Below are 18,133 nucleotides of genomic sequence, written 5' to 3'. Positions count from 1 at the left end.
GAAGCCTCCCTAGGCGTGTTCCCTCCGGTACCATTCCGCCGTTTCTCCAATCCCCTCTTCCAAGGTGTAGGGAGGCGGACCGAAGAGTTCGTAAGTCTTCTCGACCGGAGCCAAATAATCCTCCGTCATGCTATTGAGACGGGAACTGGTCAAATAAAAGGGCTTGCCTTGCACACTAGAAATCAAATCGCCCACTCGCGCAATCAGCTGCAAGACCGGATAAGGCAACTCCAGCGGATCCTTGCCCCGGAACTCCCGCACGAATCCCTTCGACCACCGGTCGATGGGGATGGCGGGATCTCCCACGTAAATCGCCTGTCCCTGGATCGTCTCCTCCTTCGCCTGAAGAATCTGATCAATCTGCCACACCACATTGCCGATGTAACCATAAGCACGGGTCGGGCTCGGAACCCCGGGATGCAAATAAAGACCCTTGGCAGCGATTCGCCAGAACTCCCTGCCATAACGGGCATGATAAGGACCCCAAATGTTCACCGGCCGGATAAAACACCAGCTCATGGGCAATTCGGCCGCCCGCACAATCTTCTCCCCTTCCACCTTACTCTGCCCATAAACCGTGTGCGGAAAATAATCCTCATCATGCTCGGGCAAGCGGCCAGGCCCACTAACATACTGGGTCGAAGTCATAATGACTCGTTGCAGGGAAGGAGTCTTTTTGATGGCCTCACACACCTTGCGCACGCCTACGGTGTTGACCTCATAACCCTCCTCCACCGTGGTGTCCTCCACACAGTCGGTGCGCGCCGCCAGGTGAATCATCACCTCGGGACCGAAATCGGCCAAAGCTCCCGCCAAAGCCGACCCCTCCATGATGCTCCCCTCCCGCCAATACTTTTTCTGCTCGCTTTTTTGCGGCGGAGCACAATCAAAATTCATAATCTCGCAACCCTGAGCCTCAAAATGCTCAATCAAATGCGTGCCAATAAACCCGGATGCACCCGTCAAAAACACCTTTCTCATCTTCGTCTCCATCCTTACCTCTCCCCGATTCCCATAATATCAATCTTCTCCCAACAACTCCCCATACACCGCATAAAAGCCTTCCAGGGTTCGGCGCCAGGAGAATTCTTTCGCCCGCTCACGTAGTTCTCGCCGAAAACCCTCTTCTCCTCCGCGGTGGGCAGCCTCTACCAGCCGCCGTCCTGCCTCCTTCTCGTCGCCAGGATCAAAGAGAGAGCCCAAGCCCCCGGCCACCTCGGGCAGGCTCGTGGCATCACTACAAGCAACGGGAGTCCCGTGCGCGAAACCCTCCAGCACAGGCAGGCCGAAGCCCTCCCGCAGCGAAGGAATCACAACGACATCCGCCGCCGTGTAGGCCGCCGACAAAGTCTCGTCTTCAACCCGCCCCGCCTCTAATAGACGGTCTTCTCCCAACTCTGCAAACAAAGTGCGCCGCAATTCCTCCGGCATTGGAGATCCCACCCGCAGCAAAGCCCACTCCTTCCCACTCACGCGGCGGGCTTCCGCCATCAAACCCGGGAGCAGAGCCAAATTCTTACGCTCCAGAGAGCTTCCCACCGACAGGGCTATCCGAGTCGCACCCGCTTTCCGCAAACGGTCACAGAGTTCACAATGCTCCGGCAAAAGCTCCGGAACGGTCACGCCATTGGGAACCACCACCACCTTTTCTTCTCTCAAGTTCAAAAGAGCAATCGCCTCCTGACGCGAATACTCCGAAACCGCCACTACCCGATCCGCCCGGCGCAGATTGTCCACCACCGAACGGAAACGCTCCAATTGGCGCGGGCTCAGTCCCCCTGATTCCTGCAGGGGAATCAAATCATGTAGCGTCACCACCGTGCGCGCTCCTTCCCGCACCCGGGGCAAGAGGTGGCCACTGGAATGGTCGAGAAAATGAACCAGAGAAGCTTTCCCACTCTCCCGCCAAATTCGCCACGGATAGCCGACATATTTGCCCAGCGCCCGAGGGAGTCGTCGCTTGGCCCGATCCACCGGCAAGGGCCCCGGGGGCCAGACCTTCAACGAATAAGGATCGTCCACCCGCACCTGCTCCTGCAGGCGCTGCCGGTAAACATCCATCGAAATACTAACCTCTTCATAGTGAGCGCCATACCAATGGACCTGCCTCAACGTTGCCAAATCTCAACTCTCCGTTTGCGTTCCCTGCTCCCCCTTCACCTTCTTCCATGAGGACCTCAGCCATATCCTCAGAGCCTCCGGCCACTTGGGGTTCATGCAAGGGCGTTCGATAAGAACATAAAAAACAAGGGATGCCACTCCAACTACCGGCAACCCGATCAATGCTAACTTCACATAAGAAACAACCAAAGAGTCCTGTTTATCGACTACAACTCGCGAAACAGCCGTTAAGAGAGGCATATGAATCAGGTAAATCGAGTAGCACATCCCACCAACCACTGAAACCCAAGACACACTAAGCGCTCTCTTAAACCAATGACCATAAAGGGCCGCGCAAAAGATGACAATCAAACTAGCCACGTCTAGCACCCCATTACCCGAATCATAAAAGAAAAACATGAGCGCCAGGAACCCGAGAACATCAAGAATCTTTTCGTTAACAGGCACCTTTCCTACACAAACATGGTAATACGATAGGAGAAATCCAGTTAAAAAATAATGCAAATAAGGAAAAGGTGTGGTGTAAAAGCGACGGTCCAAGTCTAGAAGATCGGACCCAAATAACGCTGAAGCAAGAATAAGCCCCAGAAGCATCGCGTAAACAACCACAGGGAACCGTGAACAAAAGACCAAAGCAAACAAGGGCGCCAGAATGTAGAAGAGAATTTCAACTTCTAATGACCAAGTGACCGCGTTGAGTGGAGGCACCTCCCCATACACGAGCCCACTCAAGTAGAAGAGACGAACGAAGAAATCTTTCCCATACTGTAAAAGAGACAAACCCTCCTCATTCAAAGCAATAGCAAGAAGATACACCCCCAACAAACTAATTACATAGGGAGGCTCGAGCCGGGTCAACCGCCGACCAAAATACTTCCTCAAGTCAGCCCGGCTTCCCTCCAGCCGTTCCTTTACGAATTTAAGAGAAATAATAAAACCGCTAATAGCAAAGAAGAGCTTAACCCCTTTCCCTCCCGAACCGATAAAGGGAATGTTGTGCTTGATCTCACCGACTTCCCCGAAATAGCCGGTAGCGAGACAGCGACCCAAAACGTGGAGAAGGAGAACCATGAAGATAGCCACGAATCGAAGTCCATCGATTTCAGCATAATAGACCCTTCCAGAAGACGTCTCTCGCCGTAAAGAGCTTAATGAAAACAAGGAAGCAATTTTCATAACAAGAAGGGCTCTCCGGATTGTCTTAAGAGGAGAGATCACGCCATGGTTCCAGAAGGTCTCCCAGCTCTTCCTCAAGTCGCTCGAGAGTCTCCGGTTCAAGCTTCGAACGAAACTGGCCCCACTTCCCACTACGCCTATGCGAGATCTTATTCTCCTTCACTGATTCAGTGATCACGCCTTGACAGACTTTCTCGATATCTTCCAGAGAAACATCTAACTGGCAAGATGAGGCGAACGCGGCAAGAAAGCCGCCCATGTTTCTAGTCATATCTTCGTAACGAAAGAATCGCTCGGACTCGCCATACTGATAAAATTCATCCAAATAGACACGATAGCGGTCCTTAATTTCTCCCAAAAAATGTGGATGCAAGACGAATTCATCCACAGACATACTCGCAACCTCTTTCCTCCGCTCAACCGCCTTCATATTTGTTACCGTGTGAGCAAACCCTAGAGAATAATAATGAGAAACGAGGACATCCCTTGGGTCTCTTAGCAAACAAAAGCTTCTGATTTCCGAACCACCAATGAGCTCACGCACAGGGTGATAATGGGGACCGTAAAAATAGCCGGTCTTTCGAAAAGCGGGCAAAAATTCACCGATGCGATCTTCAATGTTACCCTTCTCAGGCTCGCGATGCATCAGATACGCCTCGAAATCAATCCAGCTCAAACTTTTTTCCTGCTGCCTAAAAAGTCGCTGCAGGACCTTCTTGAACACCTGTGAGCCACAGCGATAATAAGTAAAGTAGAGGATTGAATTCGGGCCGGAGTCATTTGCAGATCTACCTTTTATCAATCGTGTCTCAGCCCGGTAATCACAATAAGCAACGGCGCGCGAAACCTGAGTATATAGGCGGGGCGAACCTTTGATCAAGGCCTGCTTAATTTTATTGCGCATAAGATTTACTCAAAATAGCCTCATTCGCTTCCTGTTCGCTGACGGAAAGAGCTTCAGGCGAATTCAAAGGGAGGTAGCGTAATAGCCAAAAGATCGAAAATGAGAGACCCAGAAAATACGGAACCGGAAAAGTTCGCCACACGCCAAATCCCAGCATCGGTACAATAATGAGGGCGAGACCCAAGCAGAAGCAATAGGCCGCTAATCGTTTCCCGTCGCGATAAACTTCTAGATACATCCCATGAAGATACCAAGAAAGAGGAACAGCCACAGCAGCAAGAACGAGCAAGGGAATGTAACCCAACCGGTAAACGAGAGACACCACTCCCGCATGGAGAGTATAGCCATAGGCTTCATTTCCTTGTCCGAAGAGAAGACCGAACGGGACCCAGTTTCGAGAATCCGCTAGACTCGAAAATTCGACCATTCGCACATTTAGCGTTCGTATACGGAACAGATTTTTTTCAGCATCTCCGGTAAGACTGAGGGCACTATTGAGCCAACGCTGCCACTCGGGAAGTTGTTGAGCAACCCAATCTCCGTAAAACACTAGCCCAGCGAGAGAGGCTACTCCACCAAAGACCATAACCACGTATCCTGCTCGATTGCGAAGAATGAAGTAAAGAGCGAGACTCATGGGAAGAATGAGAAGAGGCCCCCGTTTGAGAGACATCACTGCGGCGGTAACAAAGAGCAAAATGAGAATCAACGCGAGAGGCGTGCCTACCAATTTTCTGCGTTCGCTTTTTGAAAGAACCATCGCAGAAACTGTTAGCACGGCTGCTGCCATCATGGCGGAGGATAGAGCCCCTTGGGAGGCAAATGGCCCAAAAACGCCTTCCCCGTTGAAAACATAGATGTCATTTCGCGAAAATCCCGAGGCGTAATAAGTGAGTTCGAAATCATTCATTCCGTGCAAGAAGTGGTAAATTGCGTAACCCGCAGCGGGAACCATAATTATAAAAAGAAACCGCAAGTAGCTAAAAACCTCGCTTCGACTACGAAGCACAGACGGAACAAGGAAAAGTAATCCGAAATAGGCCACAGACACCGCCAGATCCTTACCCGATTCTACGCTTAAGCCGGCACGCGCAAGGACAAGTATGGAGAGCGCAAACATAACGCCTATCGACAACAAAAAACTTTTCCGTTCCAACATGACCTCTGGTGAGTTCCAGTTGAAAAAGAGCCGCAAGGAACGGGAGAGACAGGCTCCAAGTAGGAGAACCGAAGGAGTGCCGAGCACGAAGAACAAATCCGTGAAGAAGAGATTCTCTCCCACCACCAGCAACTTTTTGCCCAAGTCAACGTAGATGGCCAAGATGGCCAAAACGTAGAGACTCAGCTTGGGAGCAGCAAAGCCGAGAAAGAAGGCCATAGGGAGAAGATACTTGTAGAACTCCCCCAAAGCATTCCGTCCCGAGGTAAGCATCTGAATGACCACGAAAAGGACCATGATGAGGCCCAGACCAACGATGAGGGGGGTAGCGATTTTCTTATTCATTGGGTAGCAGCAGGTTCAGGGGAAGAAAGGTTCTCGGCATCTCCATGTCCCACGGGAAAGCGGCCCCCTTCTTCGGAAGATTGCGGCCCCCGGTCAACGAAAACAGTGGGCAACAAACGAAGCCCGCCCCCTCCCAAAGCGAGAAACAGAAACAATTTCCGTTGGAAAGAAACCTCTTCACTCAATCTGCGGTACTGCTTCCAGCCTCCAGAGAGAGCCCCGGCGAACCCGTTTCGTTTCCAGCCCAAGAGCAGGTGATTGTGGAAAAAGAGGACAAAATGCTTGGGCAAGCGCTTGCCTTCCCGGAAGGTGGCCGCCCGGCAGCCCCCGACCCGATCGGCGAGATGGATCACCGGCAAGCGCTCATCCAGCCAAACTTTCCCCCCTCGGCCCCGGAGGCGCACAAAGAGATCCGTTTCTTCCAAGATGGCATTGCCCAGATAGCGGGGATCGAACCAAAGCCCCCCTTCTCGACCAAGGACCTCACACCGAAATGCCATATTGCAGCCCCGGCCCCCTTCCACCCAAGCCGAGCGAAGCTCACCCAGAGGGTCCTCCGGATTGGGGATGCCATCGGCCAGCGAGCGCGGTTCATCCTCTCCTCGCTGTAAAACCGGTCCCACCACACTATCCGCCCCACTCTCCGCAAAGGCTTTCGTTAGCTGGCTCAAGTAGTCCCCATCCAAGATGACATCATCGTCGAGGAAAAGAACCAGCTCCCCCTGCGCGCGTTCCAAACCCCGGTTGCGCGCTGCCGGCAAATTCGCCCATCCTTCGGCGCGCAGCCAATGAAAATTGTCCCGTTCCCGCATCCCTGTCAAAGCGGCTTCCACCTCGGGCTCGTGCCGGGGCGTCTGGTCCACCACAATCACTTCAAAACAAGAAAAATCCTGCTTCCAAAGGTATTCAAGCGTTTCCACGAGAACACGCTCTCTCATGAAAGTGGGGATAATTATGGAGACGACCACTTCCATCTTCTTATCCTTCAATTGGCGCTTGCCTCGACTCCGCTGAACGAAGCTCTTCTTGAGCCCATCGGTAGATCCTCATATCACTCTCATTGAGAAGGTTCCACACCTTATTGAAATCCTCGGGAGGAGGAGGCGAAAACCGAGCCATCCGATAAGCGGCCCCCCACTTCTTCGGTCGCTTCAAATAACGGAAGAATGCCCTTCTATCACTCGAAGAATTCGCGTTGAGCCTCACCGGCTCCCATCCCGCCCATTCGAAAAAACAGCTCCACGAACGCTCGTCCTCCAGAACACCCACGAAATCAAAGCTTTTGATCATTTCGTAAGCACGTTCACAATCTTTTTGCCTCAAATTCCCCGTCAAAACACGGGATAAGATCCGGGTGTAATAGTTTTCATAGTAAAAAGACTGCTCTTTATGCCGGAAGAACGTCGTCCAATCGCAGTCACCCCGAAAAAATTGATGCTGATAATCATAACGAAAATTCGAGAGAAACCGGGCGCCCGGCTCCCTCAGAAAGGTAAAGACTTTCACCTGCGGGTGGGCCAAAAGGACCTCCAGATTCGGCACACTGAACTCGGAAGCCACAAAGGTTACTCCTCCGTTCAGTAGTCTCGAAACCAGAGACCGCAACCCGTCCCCATCGAGAGCACGATAGTCAATTTCTGTGCCATCCTCTTCTAAAATGTTTCCATTTCCCGAGTCCGTCAAAATCTCATGATTCTTCTCCGCACACTTAACAATAGTCGTCCCTCCCGCTTTGTGCATATGGACAAACCAAAACAAACTTTTCGCATCTTCTACCGACATCTTAACCCAATCTTTTTCGATATGAACTTGACCCGTAGTTTCGCTCAACTCCGGCCTTACCCAGCAGCCTAGAGAACAGGACCTGTATTTCGGCCAGGCCCTCCCGCAAGCGAAACCTTGCTCCCTTGATGAGCAGAACCCGGACCGAACAGAGAGAGGCACGGCCGGTGTCCCCCCAGGTGTCGATCCATCTGCCCATCACGTAAGCCTCCTGCACCCGTTTGGCCGTATTCTTATACGGGTTCTCGTAGGAAATCACTTCCGGCAATACTGCGACTGCCCAAGCACGGGCCTTAATCGCGCGCGACCACAATTGATCTTCACACGTTGGAATGGTCTCGCAGAACGGCTCTTCAACCCAACAGCTCGTTCGAATCATCTGCCCCCTATTGTTCGCTTCCGACGCCGCATCCGTGATGGAAGGAGAAGGGGCATTGAACGAGAGGTCGCGATCCTTCACCGAACCATAGACCACTGCGCCATACTTCGGGCTCTCTCTCAGAAAGCTAAGGGATTTTTGCGTCACATCAAATCGCTTTAAGATGACATGAGAGCTGACAATGAGACAAAACTCACAATCGACTTCCGCCATTCCCAAGTTCAGTGCCTTGGAATAGTTAAAGGGTTCCCCGGCAGGGTACTCAACAACGACGGCCTCGGGAACCAGCTCGTGAACAATCGCCAAAGTCGCGTCCCGGGATTGATTGTCGACGATCACTACCCGGCGAGGTGGTAACCTCTGATTCAACAGTCCAGTGAGCACCTCCCTAATGGTCGCCTCGGAATCGCGCGTCCGGATCAACACTGCATATGACGTCTTCAAGGTTGGGATAAATTTGAGCCTCTCGCCTCCGGGTGCTTTCTCCCCTGCTGGAGCCGGAAAGCCTTTCCCTCAGAAGGGGGCACTCTTTAGGGTGGGAGTCTTTTTGGCCTGAAAATGAGAAAGAACCCACCTCTTCCCTCTCATTTCGACAAAGTGGAAGAGCAGGTGAGAGATGAGGAGAATGAATCCGATTTGTGCAACCACAAAGCCAAGACGCCAGCCAAATGCCATGTTTTCAAAAAAACCTTCTCCCAAACCAGACACGAGTTTTGCACCCGGAAGAACGTGAAAAAGATAAACAGAATAGGAGACAGCACCCAGCCACTGCATGCATCGTGAGCTAAAGAAACGCGAAGCCAAAGACTTTGAATCTTGCAGAAAACAAAAAATGAGAAACACCACACCCCATTGGCTTAGGAGAGATAATCCGGGAAAGACCAAGTTGTCGAAACAATGCCAAATGAGAACGAGGAAGGTAGCCCATGTCGCATGGCTAGAAGCAATCTGAACCCAACCGGGCCTCAATCTTAACAACTGGTAAAGGAGCATTCCCAAAGGAAAATAAACTGTGACTCTCAGAAGCGCACCCCAGCCTCTGTAGAACGGCTCATCCGTTTGCCGTAGCGGAATCGCGAGTAGCTCGTAAACTACTGGAGCTAGGAAAATCATGATCAGCACCTTTCCTAGTTTCGCTCGCTGCATTCCAAGAGCTAGAAGACCAGGAAAAATGAGAACATAAGCGAGCGCTTCCATCGCAAGGGACCAAGAAGGCACAATCCAGCCATTGAAAGCAAGACCGGGAAATGGGTGGAGAAAGAGAAGCTGGAGCACCGTCTTGGCACCATCTTTAACGAAGGACTGCCCTGCTCCATCGGTATGAGTCAAAAGTGAGACTCCATACGCGAGAAGCGTCAAAATAAAATAAAGAGGATAGATCCGCGCAAATCGCGCGAGGTAAAACTTCTTCCACGAGCACCCAATCAACCGACCCTCGTTCCTTTCCTCGTCTGCTTGGTAAACATAGCACAAGACAAACCCGGAAAGAACGAAGAAAACATTCACTGCTGTCGCCGCACTACAGAAAGGGACCACAGCTCCTTCCCATTCTGGCAAGGTCGTCCCCAAGCCCAAATGACTCGGGATAACAAGTAAGGCAGCCAAACCCCGAATGCCAGTTTGCGAAAGGATATGTTGTGGCTTATTCATTGGCCCTCAGATCCGACCTTCTGGTTCTTCGTCGCTTCCCGAAATCCCAAACGCTTTGCCGGAACACCTCCCCAGATTTCGTTTTCTCCAACTGACTTCGTCAAAACCGCCCCACTGGCGATGACCGCCCCTGCACCAACCTTGACCCCGGCAAGAATACTGACACCCGCTCCAATCCAAGCTCCGTTCCCAATGTCGACCGACACCTCGCAATCAGTATATCTTTGTTCGCTGATAGGTCGGTCGGAGGCGAAGCCATGGTTGGACGATACGATCACAGTATTGTTTGCAATCATCACATCGCGGCCAATGTTGATATCAGCTCCAGCGGCCCGGATGTTGACGCATTCTCCGATATAACTCCCAGAGCCGACGCGGAGGAAGGCATCACGCTCTGTTTTCGCCCCAGCGGGACAGGTCATCAGGGTTGTAAAATTCGCCACAAACACCCCATCACTCAGAAGAATGCGCTCTCCCCCCTGGATGCGCACAAAAGGTCCAATCACCGCTCCCCTCGAGTCGAAAGTTACAAGATTGGCGAAATGCCTTCTCAGCATTTTTAACAATCTGATGAGGTTTTTGGTCTTTTGGGAAAGAGTCATAAGGAATACCGCTAATAAAATTGCGAAGTTGGACTACATGACACGCCGCTTCCTCACGACTCGGCGAAGAAACTTCTCCTCAACCCTCTGCTCCGCAGACGGTGGAATCACTCGGGTCAGACAATTAGCGAACCTCCGAGACCGGAGAGAAAGGCTCCAGCGATGCCTGGGGCTTTTCGAGTAACATTCAACGAGAAGCCCCCCTTCTTGAGGGGAAAGCTCATCGAGCCACTTTGCAACTCCGCGTGCGCGAAAAGCCTGACTGAAAGCGGAATAAACCACCGCAATATTTTTCTCATAAAGCGGACCTTGCTCCTTCCGAAGTTCGATATCCTTGAGAGCTGAGAGCAAGACGAGCAACGATTCTTTCTCCACATTCTTCAGCCTAGTGATCTTGTCAGGGGCGTCTCTGCGCCATCCGTTATCATAGCCGGCAAGCCTCTGGTAAACAGGTGAATAGGCGAGACAATCCAAATGGAAGAAGAGGTCCTGCCAGCGATCCAAATTTTCCCTCCATTGCAGGTGATTTTCTTGGAGGAAAGACCGTCTCCATGTCGGACCGGTGGTTAACCAAGGATGGTCAAAGAGAAAAAAGCGTTCCGTATCGCTGCAATCCGTCTCGTGAGGAAAACACAGATAGCGGGAAACATCCCCTATCTTACTGTCGAAAATCACCGTCCCCGAAACCGTAAAGTCCAATGCGGGGGCGGCAGCGAGGGCCTCCACTCGGCGGGCGAGAGCATCGGGAGTCAGCAGATCGTCGGAATCGAGAAAGATCACGAACTCACCCTGGGCTTCCTGCAATCCTTTATTGCGACAGGAACAGGCTCCTTTGGGAGCCTCCCCCCACTCCAGCAATCGCACCCTCTTATCTCTCTCGCCGAAACCTTCGACCACCGCGCGACTCCCGTCTGTCGAGCCATCATCCACCACCAGCGCCTCCCAATTCTGATAGCTTTGGGCCTGAATCGACTCCAAAGTCTCGCCGATCAGATCTTCTCGATTGAAAAGAGGGATTATGATGGAGACCTGAGAGTTCATTGAGAGGAAGTGAAACTTAACTCGAGCTTAAAAGGTCCAATTGCCGGGAAGCCCCCGGTTGAGCAAGCCAGCAAGATGCTCGTTGGGAGCTTTGTAATAATTCCTGAGATAAGCCTTGGTATCTGGGCTTATTCGGGGAGGCTTGGCCTCGATAATAGGATTCAGCCAGCGGTTGTAAACTCTGTCCAAGAGGGGGCTCTTCCCTTTAGGGCGCAGCTCAAAGCGTGTTTGGTAGTCGGGCTTGTTTCCGGCCCGCAAGCGATTCCAGACCAAGTGTGCGCTCACAAAACGACGCATTTCCGCTGAATTCGTATGCAATGGCTCACAAACCTCTTTGAGGGCTTCTATGCCAAGAAAAGCGAGGACTTGAGCAGTTTCCTCCGCAGCCTTTTGCACGAAATCTTCGAAAAAGATGACGAGTATCTGTTCACGCGGAAAGAGCCGATAGTAATTTTCCAATTGGCGGGCATAGAGACCTCTCGTTAAAAGAGAAGCGGGTTGACGGGCGAGCATTTCCTCAAAGGAGCAAGTGGCTCTGTTGGTCTTAAAGAGATGCCAATAATGTGAGTAAGCTCGCGAGACGGGCTCTCGCAACATCACAATCAGTTTTGCTTGCGGGGCTTCTGCCTGAATGTTCGCTGGGGCCAGCTCGCTACTGAGATAGGTTGTCGAGTCCTCACCAATGAGCTGATCCTGCGCTGCGAACTCGAATTGCATATTATACCAATTTCGATAACGCTCCTTATGCCCCGCTACATCCGCTCCCCTTGACAAACACCTCCAAGGGAAAAAATCGGGATGCTCAAGGCAATCCTCACAGTCAAAGTAAAACAGCTCACCTTTCGGTATGAAAATCTTTGGATGGCGCACCAGCATCGCGTGCAACGAAGTGGTCGCCGCTTTCATCGCTCCAAGTATAATGAAGTCAGGAGTCATAGTTGTGTGAGCACCAGATCTATCGACAGAGCTTGAGAATACTCTCTTTCTCTGCCTTCCAAGTGAATTGCGCTTCCGCCTTAGCCCGACCTGCGACACCGAATTCTTTTCTTCGTTTCTTATCAGCAGCGAGTTCGCTGATTGCACGGCTCATTCCAGAAATATCTCCCTCATCAACGAGAAGGCCGGTCACCTCTTCGTCAACTTGATAGGGAATTCCGGAATGACGGGTTGAGACAACAGGTAAGCCAAACGCCATCGCCTCCATAATCGCAACGGGGGCCCCTTCTTGATCCCCGTTATCGGGGGTGATGCTATGCTGAAGGAAGAGGTCCGCAGATGCCATCAATTTCTTGACATCAGCATTCGGTCGCGCACCGAGAAGCGAGATACGGTCGCGTACGGCGGATCGTTCGGCCAGTTCTTTGCACTCGCCAAATAATGGACCGTCACCGATCATGGTGAGAGAAAGGCGAGCGTTCTCCGCCGCAGCCGCAATGAAGGCTCTAAGTGTTTTCTCAGGGGCTTTCTTGGGCGTGAAACGACCTACCGAAAGGCAGCGGACAACCTCATCCCCAGCCTCGGCTCTTTTGAGACTCGCAGAATCGGGTAATTCGACACCGTAGGGAATGGCATGAATGCGCTCTTGCGAGATTCCAAGCTCGCCCAATCGCTCGGATTGGTAGGGGGTCGGAACAACAAGGCAGTCAATCTCGCTCAACAAATGGTAGTTACGCTGACCCCATTTTGATTTGGGAATTTGCGTGATATCATAGCCGTGGCCCCTCACCACATGCCGCAATCCTAACTCTTTGCATATGGGGTCCATATGGATACCCGTGTGCAGATACTGAGAGAAAACGGTCGTGATCTCATGTTCCTTAAACAAAGAGCGGCATGATTGACGAAAACGCCGCTCATCACTCCAGAGATAAGGACGGAAGCGTAAGCGATTGAGCTTACGTAAAATCACATGTTCGATTCTTTCACGAGGACTAACACTTTTTTCCAATATTGTTGTTTTACCGTCAGGTCCCTCCCAACCATTGATCTCTTGCAAGCGGCCAAGCGTAACTAATCCCTCAGGCTGCAACTCTTGTGCATAGCGTTTGATAAAAGTCTCAGTGAGGATTCCCACTTTTGGACAAACCAGTGCTACCCTCACGATCCAATTTTTCTAAGTTCACGCTCCCTTAACATTTGAGCTAATCGGCGATACGGCCTCAGGCGTCTTTCGAGTGTTCCCTGAGGGGAGAAGGCTCCAAGTTTAGTCATAAAAAACCCATCGGTTGTCGGGTTTCTATCTTGGAGACTTTCCTCTCCAACACAGATAAGAATATGATAATAATCACACGATTTCCAAATCGACTTTTGCTGAAAGGAAGCGAGATAGCCATCAACATCCTTGGCCAACTGAAGGCAATCTTCAACGGATACGTCTTCGTCTACGATTTGAAGCCCCTCCCCATTCGCCCGCAATGCGGCCTGTTTACTCAAAGATGGAACGGTCAAAACAATCCGTGTCCCGCGATGCGAGTGCATAGCGAGTTTTCGATGAACAGTTGGACGGGATTCCCTCGGCAGGTGCTCATAACAGTCTGGAAAAATGATTAAATCATATGTCCCCTCGAGTTCGTCTTCATCCGCACAGATATCACAGACTCTAAAACGCGTTTTTTCATTAGAAAAAAGCTTATTCGCCCGATCGATGGCGTCCGAACTAATGTCCAAACCCAGAATCCTAGCTTCCGGGCCCACCTTCTTCCGGATGACCGGAGCAAGGTCACCATAACCAGCTCCAATAATCAAAACAGATTGAATTCCCGGATGAGTAACTCCTTTCAGAAAATGCTTTTGATACTCTACCCGCAAGTTTCCGTAAACGACATCTTTCTCGAATTTTTCGGAAAATTTATCGTAGTATTTTTTTACTGTTTCACTTTTCACATTTTCAAAATACAAACTAAATCTTCAACATTATCTATACAAAGCACTGATCAACTTGCGACAAAAACTATTAATAACAGGAACTGACAATCTCTCAGAAAACGCGAAAAACAGTTCGCTTGGTGAATAGCGGACTAGTGAGCAAAACTTTCGAACACTCAATCCCAATGTCGTTGCAACTTGAGGCATCGCGCTCACACAGGCAACGGCTAGCAGAGACCCGGTATTGGAAATCTGTAAGAGAGAGAATCCAAGCAACGTAATTAGGGCACCCACTAACGTCCGGAGGTAAAACGGTCTCTCATTCGTCACGTTATAGACCATCACCAAGCTCGAGACGAGCAGACGGCAAAACTCGAAGAGAGCAAATAAAATGAGCAAAGAAAAGCCGCCGTGTTCAGGCCACTTATTCGAAAAAGACAGCACATAGTAGACAGCAAAAACACCAGGAGCAACTCCTAATAGATAAATTATCAAAGTTATCGAAATACGATCAATCGAAACTACTTTCAATTTCTCAAGGTCTTTTTGGCAATATAAACGACTCAAACGTGGAATTTGGCTCACAATTACAGCTTTCGCGGCAGTTGATAAGGTAGTTACAAACGTTAAGGAAAGAGAAAAGACGACGAGCGACTTATTCGACAACAAGCCAGCTACCATTGCCGGACTAATCTTTTGCAAGCCCACGGAACTCATTACACCTATAATACCTCGAAAAGCTGGCTTTTTCAAATAGGTAGCGACAGCCGGATCATAGCGACCATTTAGAACCTTAGGTATCTTACTTTTCATTAGCTGCCGTAACGTTAGACGGTTGAGAGCATCAACAATTAGTTGCCCGATAAGCAAGAACGTTAAATCACCTCCCAACGAAACAATCAAAGAGCCTAAGACGACTTGAGCAAAGGCGAAAAAAGAGCCATTTTTGTTGACAAGAGCGACATTTCCGGAAGCTTTTAGGGCTCCTCCAACACCACCCATGACAACTTGGAAAAGAACCTGAAGGGAAAGAAGAAGAGGCACCCAAATGTAGTGGCTTTGAAACTGCTCCCAACCGATTTGCCGACTCAGACCAACCAACACTCCGACAACGACAATAGTTACAAGCAAAAAACTAATTGATACCTGAATTCTGCGTAGAGTTGCAAAGGCATTGGCAAACCCTTCCCAGTTTGGTCTCTTATTTTCAAGTTTTTCTTTACCTATTTCCTGTAGGTTTCGGACGCCGGCATAATAGTAGGAAAATACTGGAGACAATATCCCAGGTAGGAATTCAGTCACAATTGCTGTAAATCCAGCGACTGATGCTACAATGTAAAAGGCTGCCACTTCGCTCGAATTCCACTGAGTAAGAATGAGCGGCGTCAAAAGAAATAGACGCAGTGGTTTGATTAAAAGACTTAACCACTGCGTGGCGGTACCCGAATTCCATAATTTGGTAACGAGATTTCTGATCACAACTCTAATATGGATTCAAGCTTTGCGCCACAGAGTTCGCTCACACAATCATCCCTGCCGCCACGGTCTCATTCGTGCCGGGGTCGATGAGGATGAAGGAACCGGTGTTGCGGTTGCGGCGGTAGGTATCGTGCAGGAGAGGCACGGCGGTGCGCAGCTTGATGCGGCCGATTTCGTTGAGAGTGAGAGATTCCGCTTCTTCTACTTTGTGCAAGGTGTTGACATCCACCTGGTAGCGCAGCTCGCGGACCATGGCCTGGGTTTCACGGCTGGTGTGCTTGATGAGGTATTTGCCGCGCACCTGCATAGGGGTGTTGGAGAACCAGCAAACCATAGCTTCAATGTCTTGCTCGACCTTGGGCTGGTTGTTGGGCTTGACGATCATGTCCCCGCGTGAAATGTCAATTTCGTCATTGAGGGTGATACAGACCGATTGGGGGGCGAAGGCTTCATCCTGCTCCTTTTCATCGTGATAGATGGCTTTGACGGTGGTCTTGAAGCCAGAGGGAAGAACCGAGACTTCGTCACCGGGGCGGAAAACGCCGCCCGCAACACGACCGGCGTAGCCGCGGAAGTCGTGATACTGATCGCTCTGGGGACGGATAACCCACTGCACCGGGAAGCGGGCGTCGACATGGTTCTCCTCACCGCCGATGTAGACATTCTCGAGGTGGTAGAGGAAGGTCGGGCCCTGATACCAGTCCATGTTCTGGGACTTGTCGACCACGTTGTCGCCGTTCAGGGCCGAGATGGGAATGGGCTCGATGTCGACGATATTGCCGAGGCGAGAAGCGAAGGCGGTGTATTCTTCCACGATTTCATTGAAGCGCTCCTCGGAATAGTCGACGAGGTCCATCTTGTTGACGGCGAGTACAACGTGTTGAATGCGGAGCAAATCCGCGATGAAAGAGTGGCGCTTGGTCTGCTCGATGACTCCTTTGCGGGCATCTACCAAAATGATGGCGAGGTTGGCGGTGGAAGCGCCGGTAACCATGTTGCGGGTGTATTGCACGTGGCCGGGAGTGTCCGCGATGATGAACTTGCGCTTGGGTGTGGCAAAGTAGCGGTAGGCAACATCAATGGTGATGCCCTGCTCGCGCTCGGACTTGAGACCATCGGTGAGGAGGGCCAGATTGACGTGTTCGTCGCCTTTTTTACGCGAGCTTTCCTCAATGGACTCGAGTTGGTCCTCGAAAATGCTCTTGGAATCATAGAGCAAGCGGCCAATGAGAGTGGATTTTCCGTCGTCGACGGAACCAGCGGTAGTGAATCGGAGAAGGTCCATGAAATGAGTTAAAAGTTTTTGGTTTTAAGTTTTAAGGGATTTAATTAGCCCTTGAAGCATCGCGCTGAGCTCTTTGGTTTCCTGAATTGCTTTTTGGGCATCCCCTCCTTCAAGAAGAGAAAGCTTTTGACACAGATAGATTTGCGTTCTGAGTTCGGCGGCAGATCCTTTGGCAATATGGAGGAAGCGACAAAATTCTTTCTTTGAATTTCGTTCAGCGCCTTCGGCTATATTTGAAGGAATAGATAGTGAGGAGCGGATCATCTGATCGCGATAAGCAAAGTCTCGAGAGTCTTTCATCAGCTCGTAGACCTGAATAGCAAGCCGACAAGCGCGTTGCCAGACCGCGAGGTCTTCGAAGGATTGATAACTCACCGCTGTTTCACTTAACACTTCAAACTGCCACTCTTAAAACTGTTTTAGAAATATCCTTCCTTCTTACGGTCTTCCATGGCGGTTTCGGAGCGCTTGTCGTCGGCTCGGTTGCCGCGTTCGGTCTGACGGGCGGCGGCGACCTCTTCGATGATTTTATCCATGGTGTCGGCTTCGGATTCGACGGCTCCGGTGATGGTGGCATCGCCCATGGTGCGGAAGCGAATCATCATCTTCTTCACTTCCTCGCCATCACGGGGCTGCACAAATTCGGAAACGGCGAGGATGGTGCCATTACGAATGACGCACTCGCGCTCGTGAGCATAGTAAAGGCTGGGGAGCACGATGCCTTCGCGTTTCATATACATCCAGACATCCATCTCAGTGAAATTGGAGAGCGGGAAAACGCGGAAGTGCTCGCCCTGGTGCTTGCGGCCATTGAAGAGGTTCCAGAGTTCGGGACGTTGATTTTTGGGGTCCCACTGGCCGAAGTCATCGCGGTGCGAGAAAAAGCGCTCCTTGGCACGGGCCTTTTCCTCATCACGACGGCCTCCGCCGAGCGCGGCATCGAACTGGTGCTCCTCAATGGTGTCCAGCAAAGTCACAATTTGAAGGCGGTTGCGGGAGGCATTGGCTCCTTTTTCCTCCACCACACGACCCTTGTCGATGGACTCTTGCACCGAGCCAACCACGAGGCGGGCGTTGAGCTTTTCCACGAACTCATCACGATAGGTCATGGTCTCGGGGAAGTTGTGCCCGGTATCGACGTGAACGAGCGGGAAAGGCAGACGGGAGGGCCAGAAGGCCTTCGCCGCCAGATGGGCCATCACAATGGAGTCCTTGCCCCCGGAAAAGAGCAAGGCCGGATTTTCGAATTGGGCGGCCGTCTCACGAAGAATGTGAATGGCCTCGGCTTCGAGTTGGTCGAGGTGACTCAGGGAATAATCGGGCATTTAGGATTACTGGTTAGAAA

Annotated in this window: 18 protein-coding genes; all 18 read right to left on the bottom strand. The window is 51.1% G+C overall.

The features are described 5' to 3' along the window. Window positions 1–9 precede the first annotated feature (9 nt). The 18 genes from JIN78_RS05070 to cysD all read right to left on the bottom strand — a co-directional run bounded on the left by JIN78_RS05070 (window position 10) and on the right by cysD (window position 18,113). A complete protein-coding gene (locus JIN78_RS05070; protein ID WP_234037806.1) occupies window positions 10–981 on the bottom strand; it encodes an NAD-dependent epimerase/dehydratase family protein in 972 nt (323 codons plus the stop codon). Window positions 982–1,020: 39 nt separating this feature from the next. After that, a complete protein-coding gene (locus tag JIN78_RS05065; RefSeq protein WP_200390860.1) occupies window positions 1,021–2,121 on the bottom strand; it encodes a glycosyltransferase family 4 protein in 1,101 nt (366 codons plus the stop codon). Window positions 2,122–2,124: 3 nt separating this feature from the next. Next, window positions 2,125–3,297 (bottom strand): acyltransferase family protein, encoded by a 1,173-nt coding sequence (locus tag JIN78_RS05060; RefSeq protein WP_200390859.1) that lies wholly within the window; start codon window positions 3,295–3,297, stop codon window positions 2,125–2,127. A gap of 25 nt (window positions 3,298–3,322) precedes the next feature. Next, a complete protein-coding gene (locus JIN78_RS05055) occupies window positions 3,323–4,201 on the bottom strand; it encodes a sulfotransferase domain-containing protein (RefSeq protein ID WP_200390858.1) in 879 nt (292 codons plus the stop codon). Further along, on the bottom strand, window positions 4,191–5,705 hold the full coding sequence (locus JIN78_RS05050; RefSeq protein WP_200390857.1) for a hypothetical protein: 1,515 nt from the start codon (window positions 5,703–5,705) through the stop codon (window positions 4,191–4,193). The genes JIN78_RS05055 and JIN78_RS05050 overlap by 11 nt, the downstream gene beginning before the upstream one ends. Continuing rightward, window positions 5,702–6,679, bottom strand: a complete 978-nt coding sequence (locus JIN78_RS05045) for a glycosyltransferase family 2 protein (RefSeq protein WP_267907015.1) — start codon at window positions 6,677–6,679, stop codon at window positions 5,702–5,704. The genes JIN78_RS05050 and JIN78_RS05045 overlap by 4 nt, the downstream gene beginning before the upstream one ends. 4 nt (window positions 6,680–6,683) lie before the next feature. Further along, window positions 6,684–7,535 carry a hypothetical protein gene (locus JIN78_RS05040; RefSeq protein WP_200390855.1) on the bottom strand — a complete coding sequence of 284 codons (852 nt, stop codon included), beginning with the start codon at window positions 7,533–7,535 and terminating at the stop codon, window positions 6,684–6,686. Continuing rightward, entirely contained in the window at window positions 7,489–8,292 is an 804-nt protein-coding gene (locus JIN78_RS05035) for a glycosyltransferase (protein WP_307832979.1), read from the bottom strand. The genes JIN78_RS05040 and JIN78_RS05035 overlap by 47 nt, the downstream gene beginning before the upstream one ends. 87 nt (window positions 8,293–8,379) lie before the next feature. After that, window positions 8,380–9,516: an acyltransferase family protein gene (locus tag JIN78_RS05030; RefSeq protein ID WP_200390853.1), complete on the bottom strand. Its 1,137-nt coding sequence runs from the start codon at window positions 9,514–9,516 to the stop codon at window positions 8,380–8,382. Beyond that, the gene (locus JIN78_RS05025; protein WP_200390852.1) at window positions 9,513–10,118 is read right to left on the bottom strand and encodes an acyltransferase; all 606 of its coding nucleotides are present in this window, start codon (window positions 10,116–10,118) and stop codon (window positions 9,513–9,515) included. Before JIN78_RS05025 ends, JIN78_RS05030 begins: the two co-directional genes overlap by 4 nt. 33 nt (window positions 10,119–10,151) lie before the next feature. Next, window positions 10,152–11,159 (bottom strand): glycosyltransferase family 2 protein, encoded by a 1,008-nt coding sequence (locus JIN78_RS05020; RefSeq protein ID WP_200390851.1) that lies wholly within the window; start codon window positions 11,157–11,159, stop codon window positions 10,152–10,154. Window positions 11,160–11,186: 27 nt separating this feature from the next. After that, on the bottom strand, window positions 11,187–12,095 hold the full coding sequence (locus JIN78_RS05015) for a sulfotransferase family protein (protein ID WP_200390850.1): 909 nt from the start codon (window positions 12,093–12,095) through the stop codon (window positions 11,187–11,189). 19 nt (window positions 12,096–12,114) lie between these two features. Continuing rightward, window positions 12,115–13,233, bottom strand: coding sequence for a glycosyltransferase family 4 protein (locus JIN78_RS05010; RefSeq protein ID WP_200390849.1), 1,119 nt, complete (start codon window positions 13,231–13,233; stop codon window positions 12,115–12,117). A gap of 23 nt (window positions 13,234–13,256) precedes the next feature. Continuing rightward, entirely contained in the window at window positions 13,257–14,042 is a 786-nt protein-coding gene (locus JIN78_RS05005; RefSeq protein ID WP_200390848.1) for a class I SAM-dependent methyltransferase, read from the bottom strand. Window positions 14,043–14,072: 30 nt separating this feature from the next. Further along, on the bottom strand, window positions 14,073–15,503 hold the full coding sequence (locus JIN78_RS05000) for a polysaccharide biosynthesis protein (RefSeq protein WP_200390847.1): 1,431 nt from the start codon (window positions 15,501–15,503) through the stop codon (window positions 14,073–14,075). A gap of 40 nt (window positions 15,504–15,543) precedes the next feature. Continuing rightward, window positions 15,544–16,788, bottom strand: a complete 1,245-nt coding sequence (gene cysN, locus JIN78_RS04995) for a sulfate adenylyltransferase subunit CysN (protein ID WP_200390846.1) — start codon at window positions 16,786–16,788, stop codon at window positions 15,544–15,546. Between the two features lie 24 nt (window positions 16,789–16,812). Beyond that, window positions 16,813–17,163, bottom strand: a complete 351-nt coding sequence (locus JIN78_RS04990) for a four helix bundle protein (protein WP_200390845.1) — start codon at window positions 17,161–17,163, stop codon at window positions 16,813–16,815. Between the two features lie 44 nt (window positions 17,164–17,207). Further along, window positions 17,208–18,113 carry a sulfate adenylyltransferase subunit CysD gene (gene cysD, locus JIN78_RS04985; RefSeq protein WP_200390844.1) on the bottom strand — a complete coding sequence of 302 codons (906 nt, stop codon included), beginning with the start codon at window positions 18,111–18,113 and terminating at the stop codon, window positions 17,208–17,210. Between the last annotated feature and the right edge of the window lie 20 nt (window positions 18,114–18,133).

It is taken from the genome of Roseibacillus ishigakijimensis (assembly GCF_016595415.1).
GTDB classification, from domain to species: domain Bacteria; phylum Verrucomicrobiota; class Verrucomicrobiia; order Verrucomicrobiales; family Akkermansiaceae; genus Roseibacillus; species Roseibacillus ishigakijimensis.
This window is presented reverse-complemented; position numbering and strand designations above follow the sequence as displayed.

What these genes read in the sequence shown, in the direction of transcription:
- JIN78_RS05070 (WP_234037806.1), bottom strand. Translation starts at nt 981, where the DNA reads ATGAGAAAGGTGTTTTTGACGGGTGCATCCGGGTTTATTGGCACGCAT.
- JIN78_RS05060 (WP_200390859.1), bottom strand. Translation starts at nt 3,297, where the DNA reads ATGAAAATTGCTTCCTTGTTTTCATTAAGCTCTTTACGGCGAGAGACG.
- JIN78_RS05055 (WP_200390858.1), bottom strand. Translation starts at nt 4,201, where the DNA reads ATGCGCAATAAAATTAAGCAGGCCTTGATCAAAGGTTCGCCCCGCCTA.
- JIN78_RS05050 (WP_200390857.1), bottom strand. Translation starts at nt 5,705, where the DNA reads ATGAATAAGAAAATCGCTACCCCCCTCATCGTTGGTCTGGGCCTCATC.
- JIN78_RS05045 (WP_267907015.1), bottom strand. Translation starts at nt 6,679, where the DNA reads ATGGAAGTGGTCGTCTCCATAATTATCCCCACTTTCATGAGAGAGCGT.
- JIN78_RS05030 (WP_200390853.1), bottom strand. Translation starts at nt 9,516, where the DNA reads ATGAATAAGCCACAACATATCCTTTCGCAAACTGGCATTCGGGGTTTG.
- JIN78_RS05025 (WP_200390852.1), bottom strand. Translation starts at nt 10,118, where the DNA reads ATGACTCTTTCCCAAAAGACCAAAAACCTCATCAGATTGTTAAAAATG.
- JIN78_RS05020 (WP_200390851.1), bottom strand. Translation starts at nt 11,159, where the DNA reads ATGAACTCTCAGGTCTCCATCATAATCCCTCTTTTCAATCGAGAAGAT.
- JIN78_RS05015 (WP_200390850.1), bottom strand. Translation starts at nt 12,095, where the DNA reads ATGACTCCTGACTTCATTATACTTGGAGCGATGAAAGCGGCGACCACT.
- cysN (WP_200390846.1), bottom strand. Translation starts at nt 16,788, where the DNA reads ATGGACCTTCTCCGATTCACTACCGCTGGTTCCGTCGACGACGGAAAA.
- cysD (WP_200390844.1), bottom strand. Translation starts at nt 18,113, where the DNA reads ATGCCCGATTATTCCCTGAGTCACCTCGACCAACTCGAAGCCGAGGCC.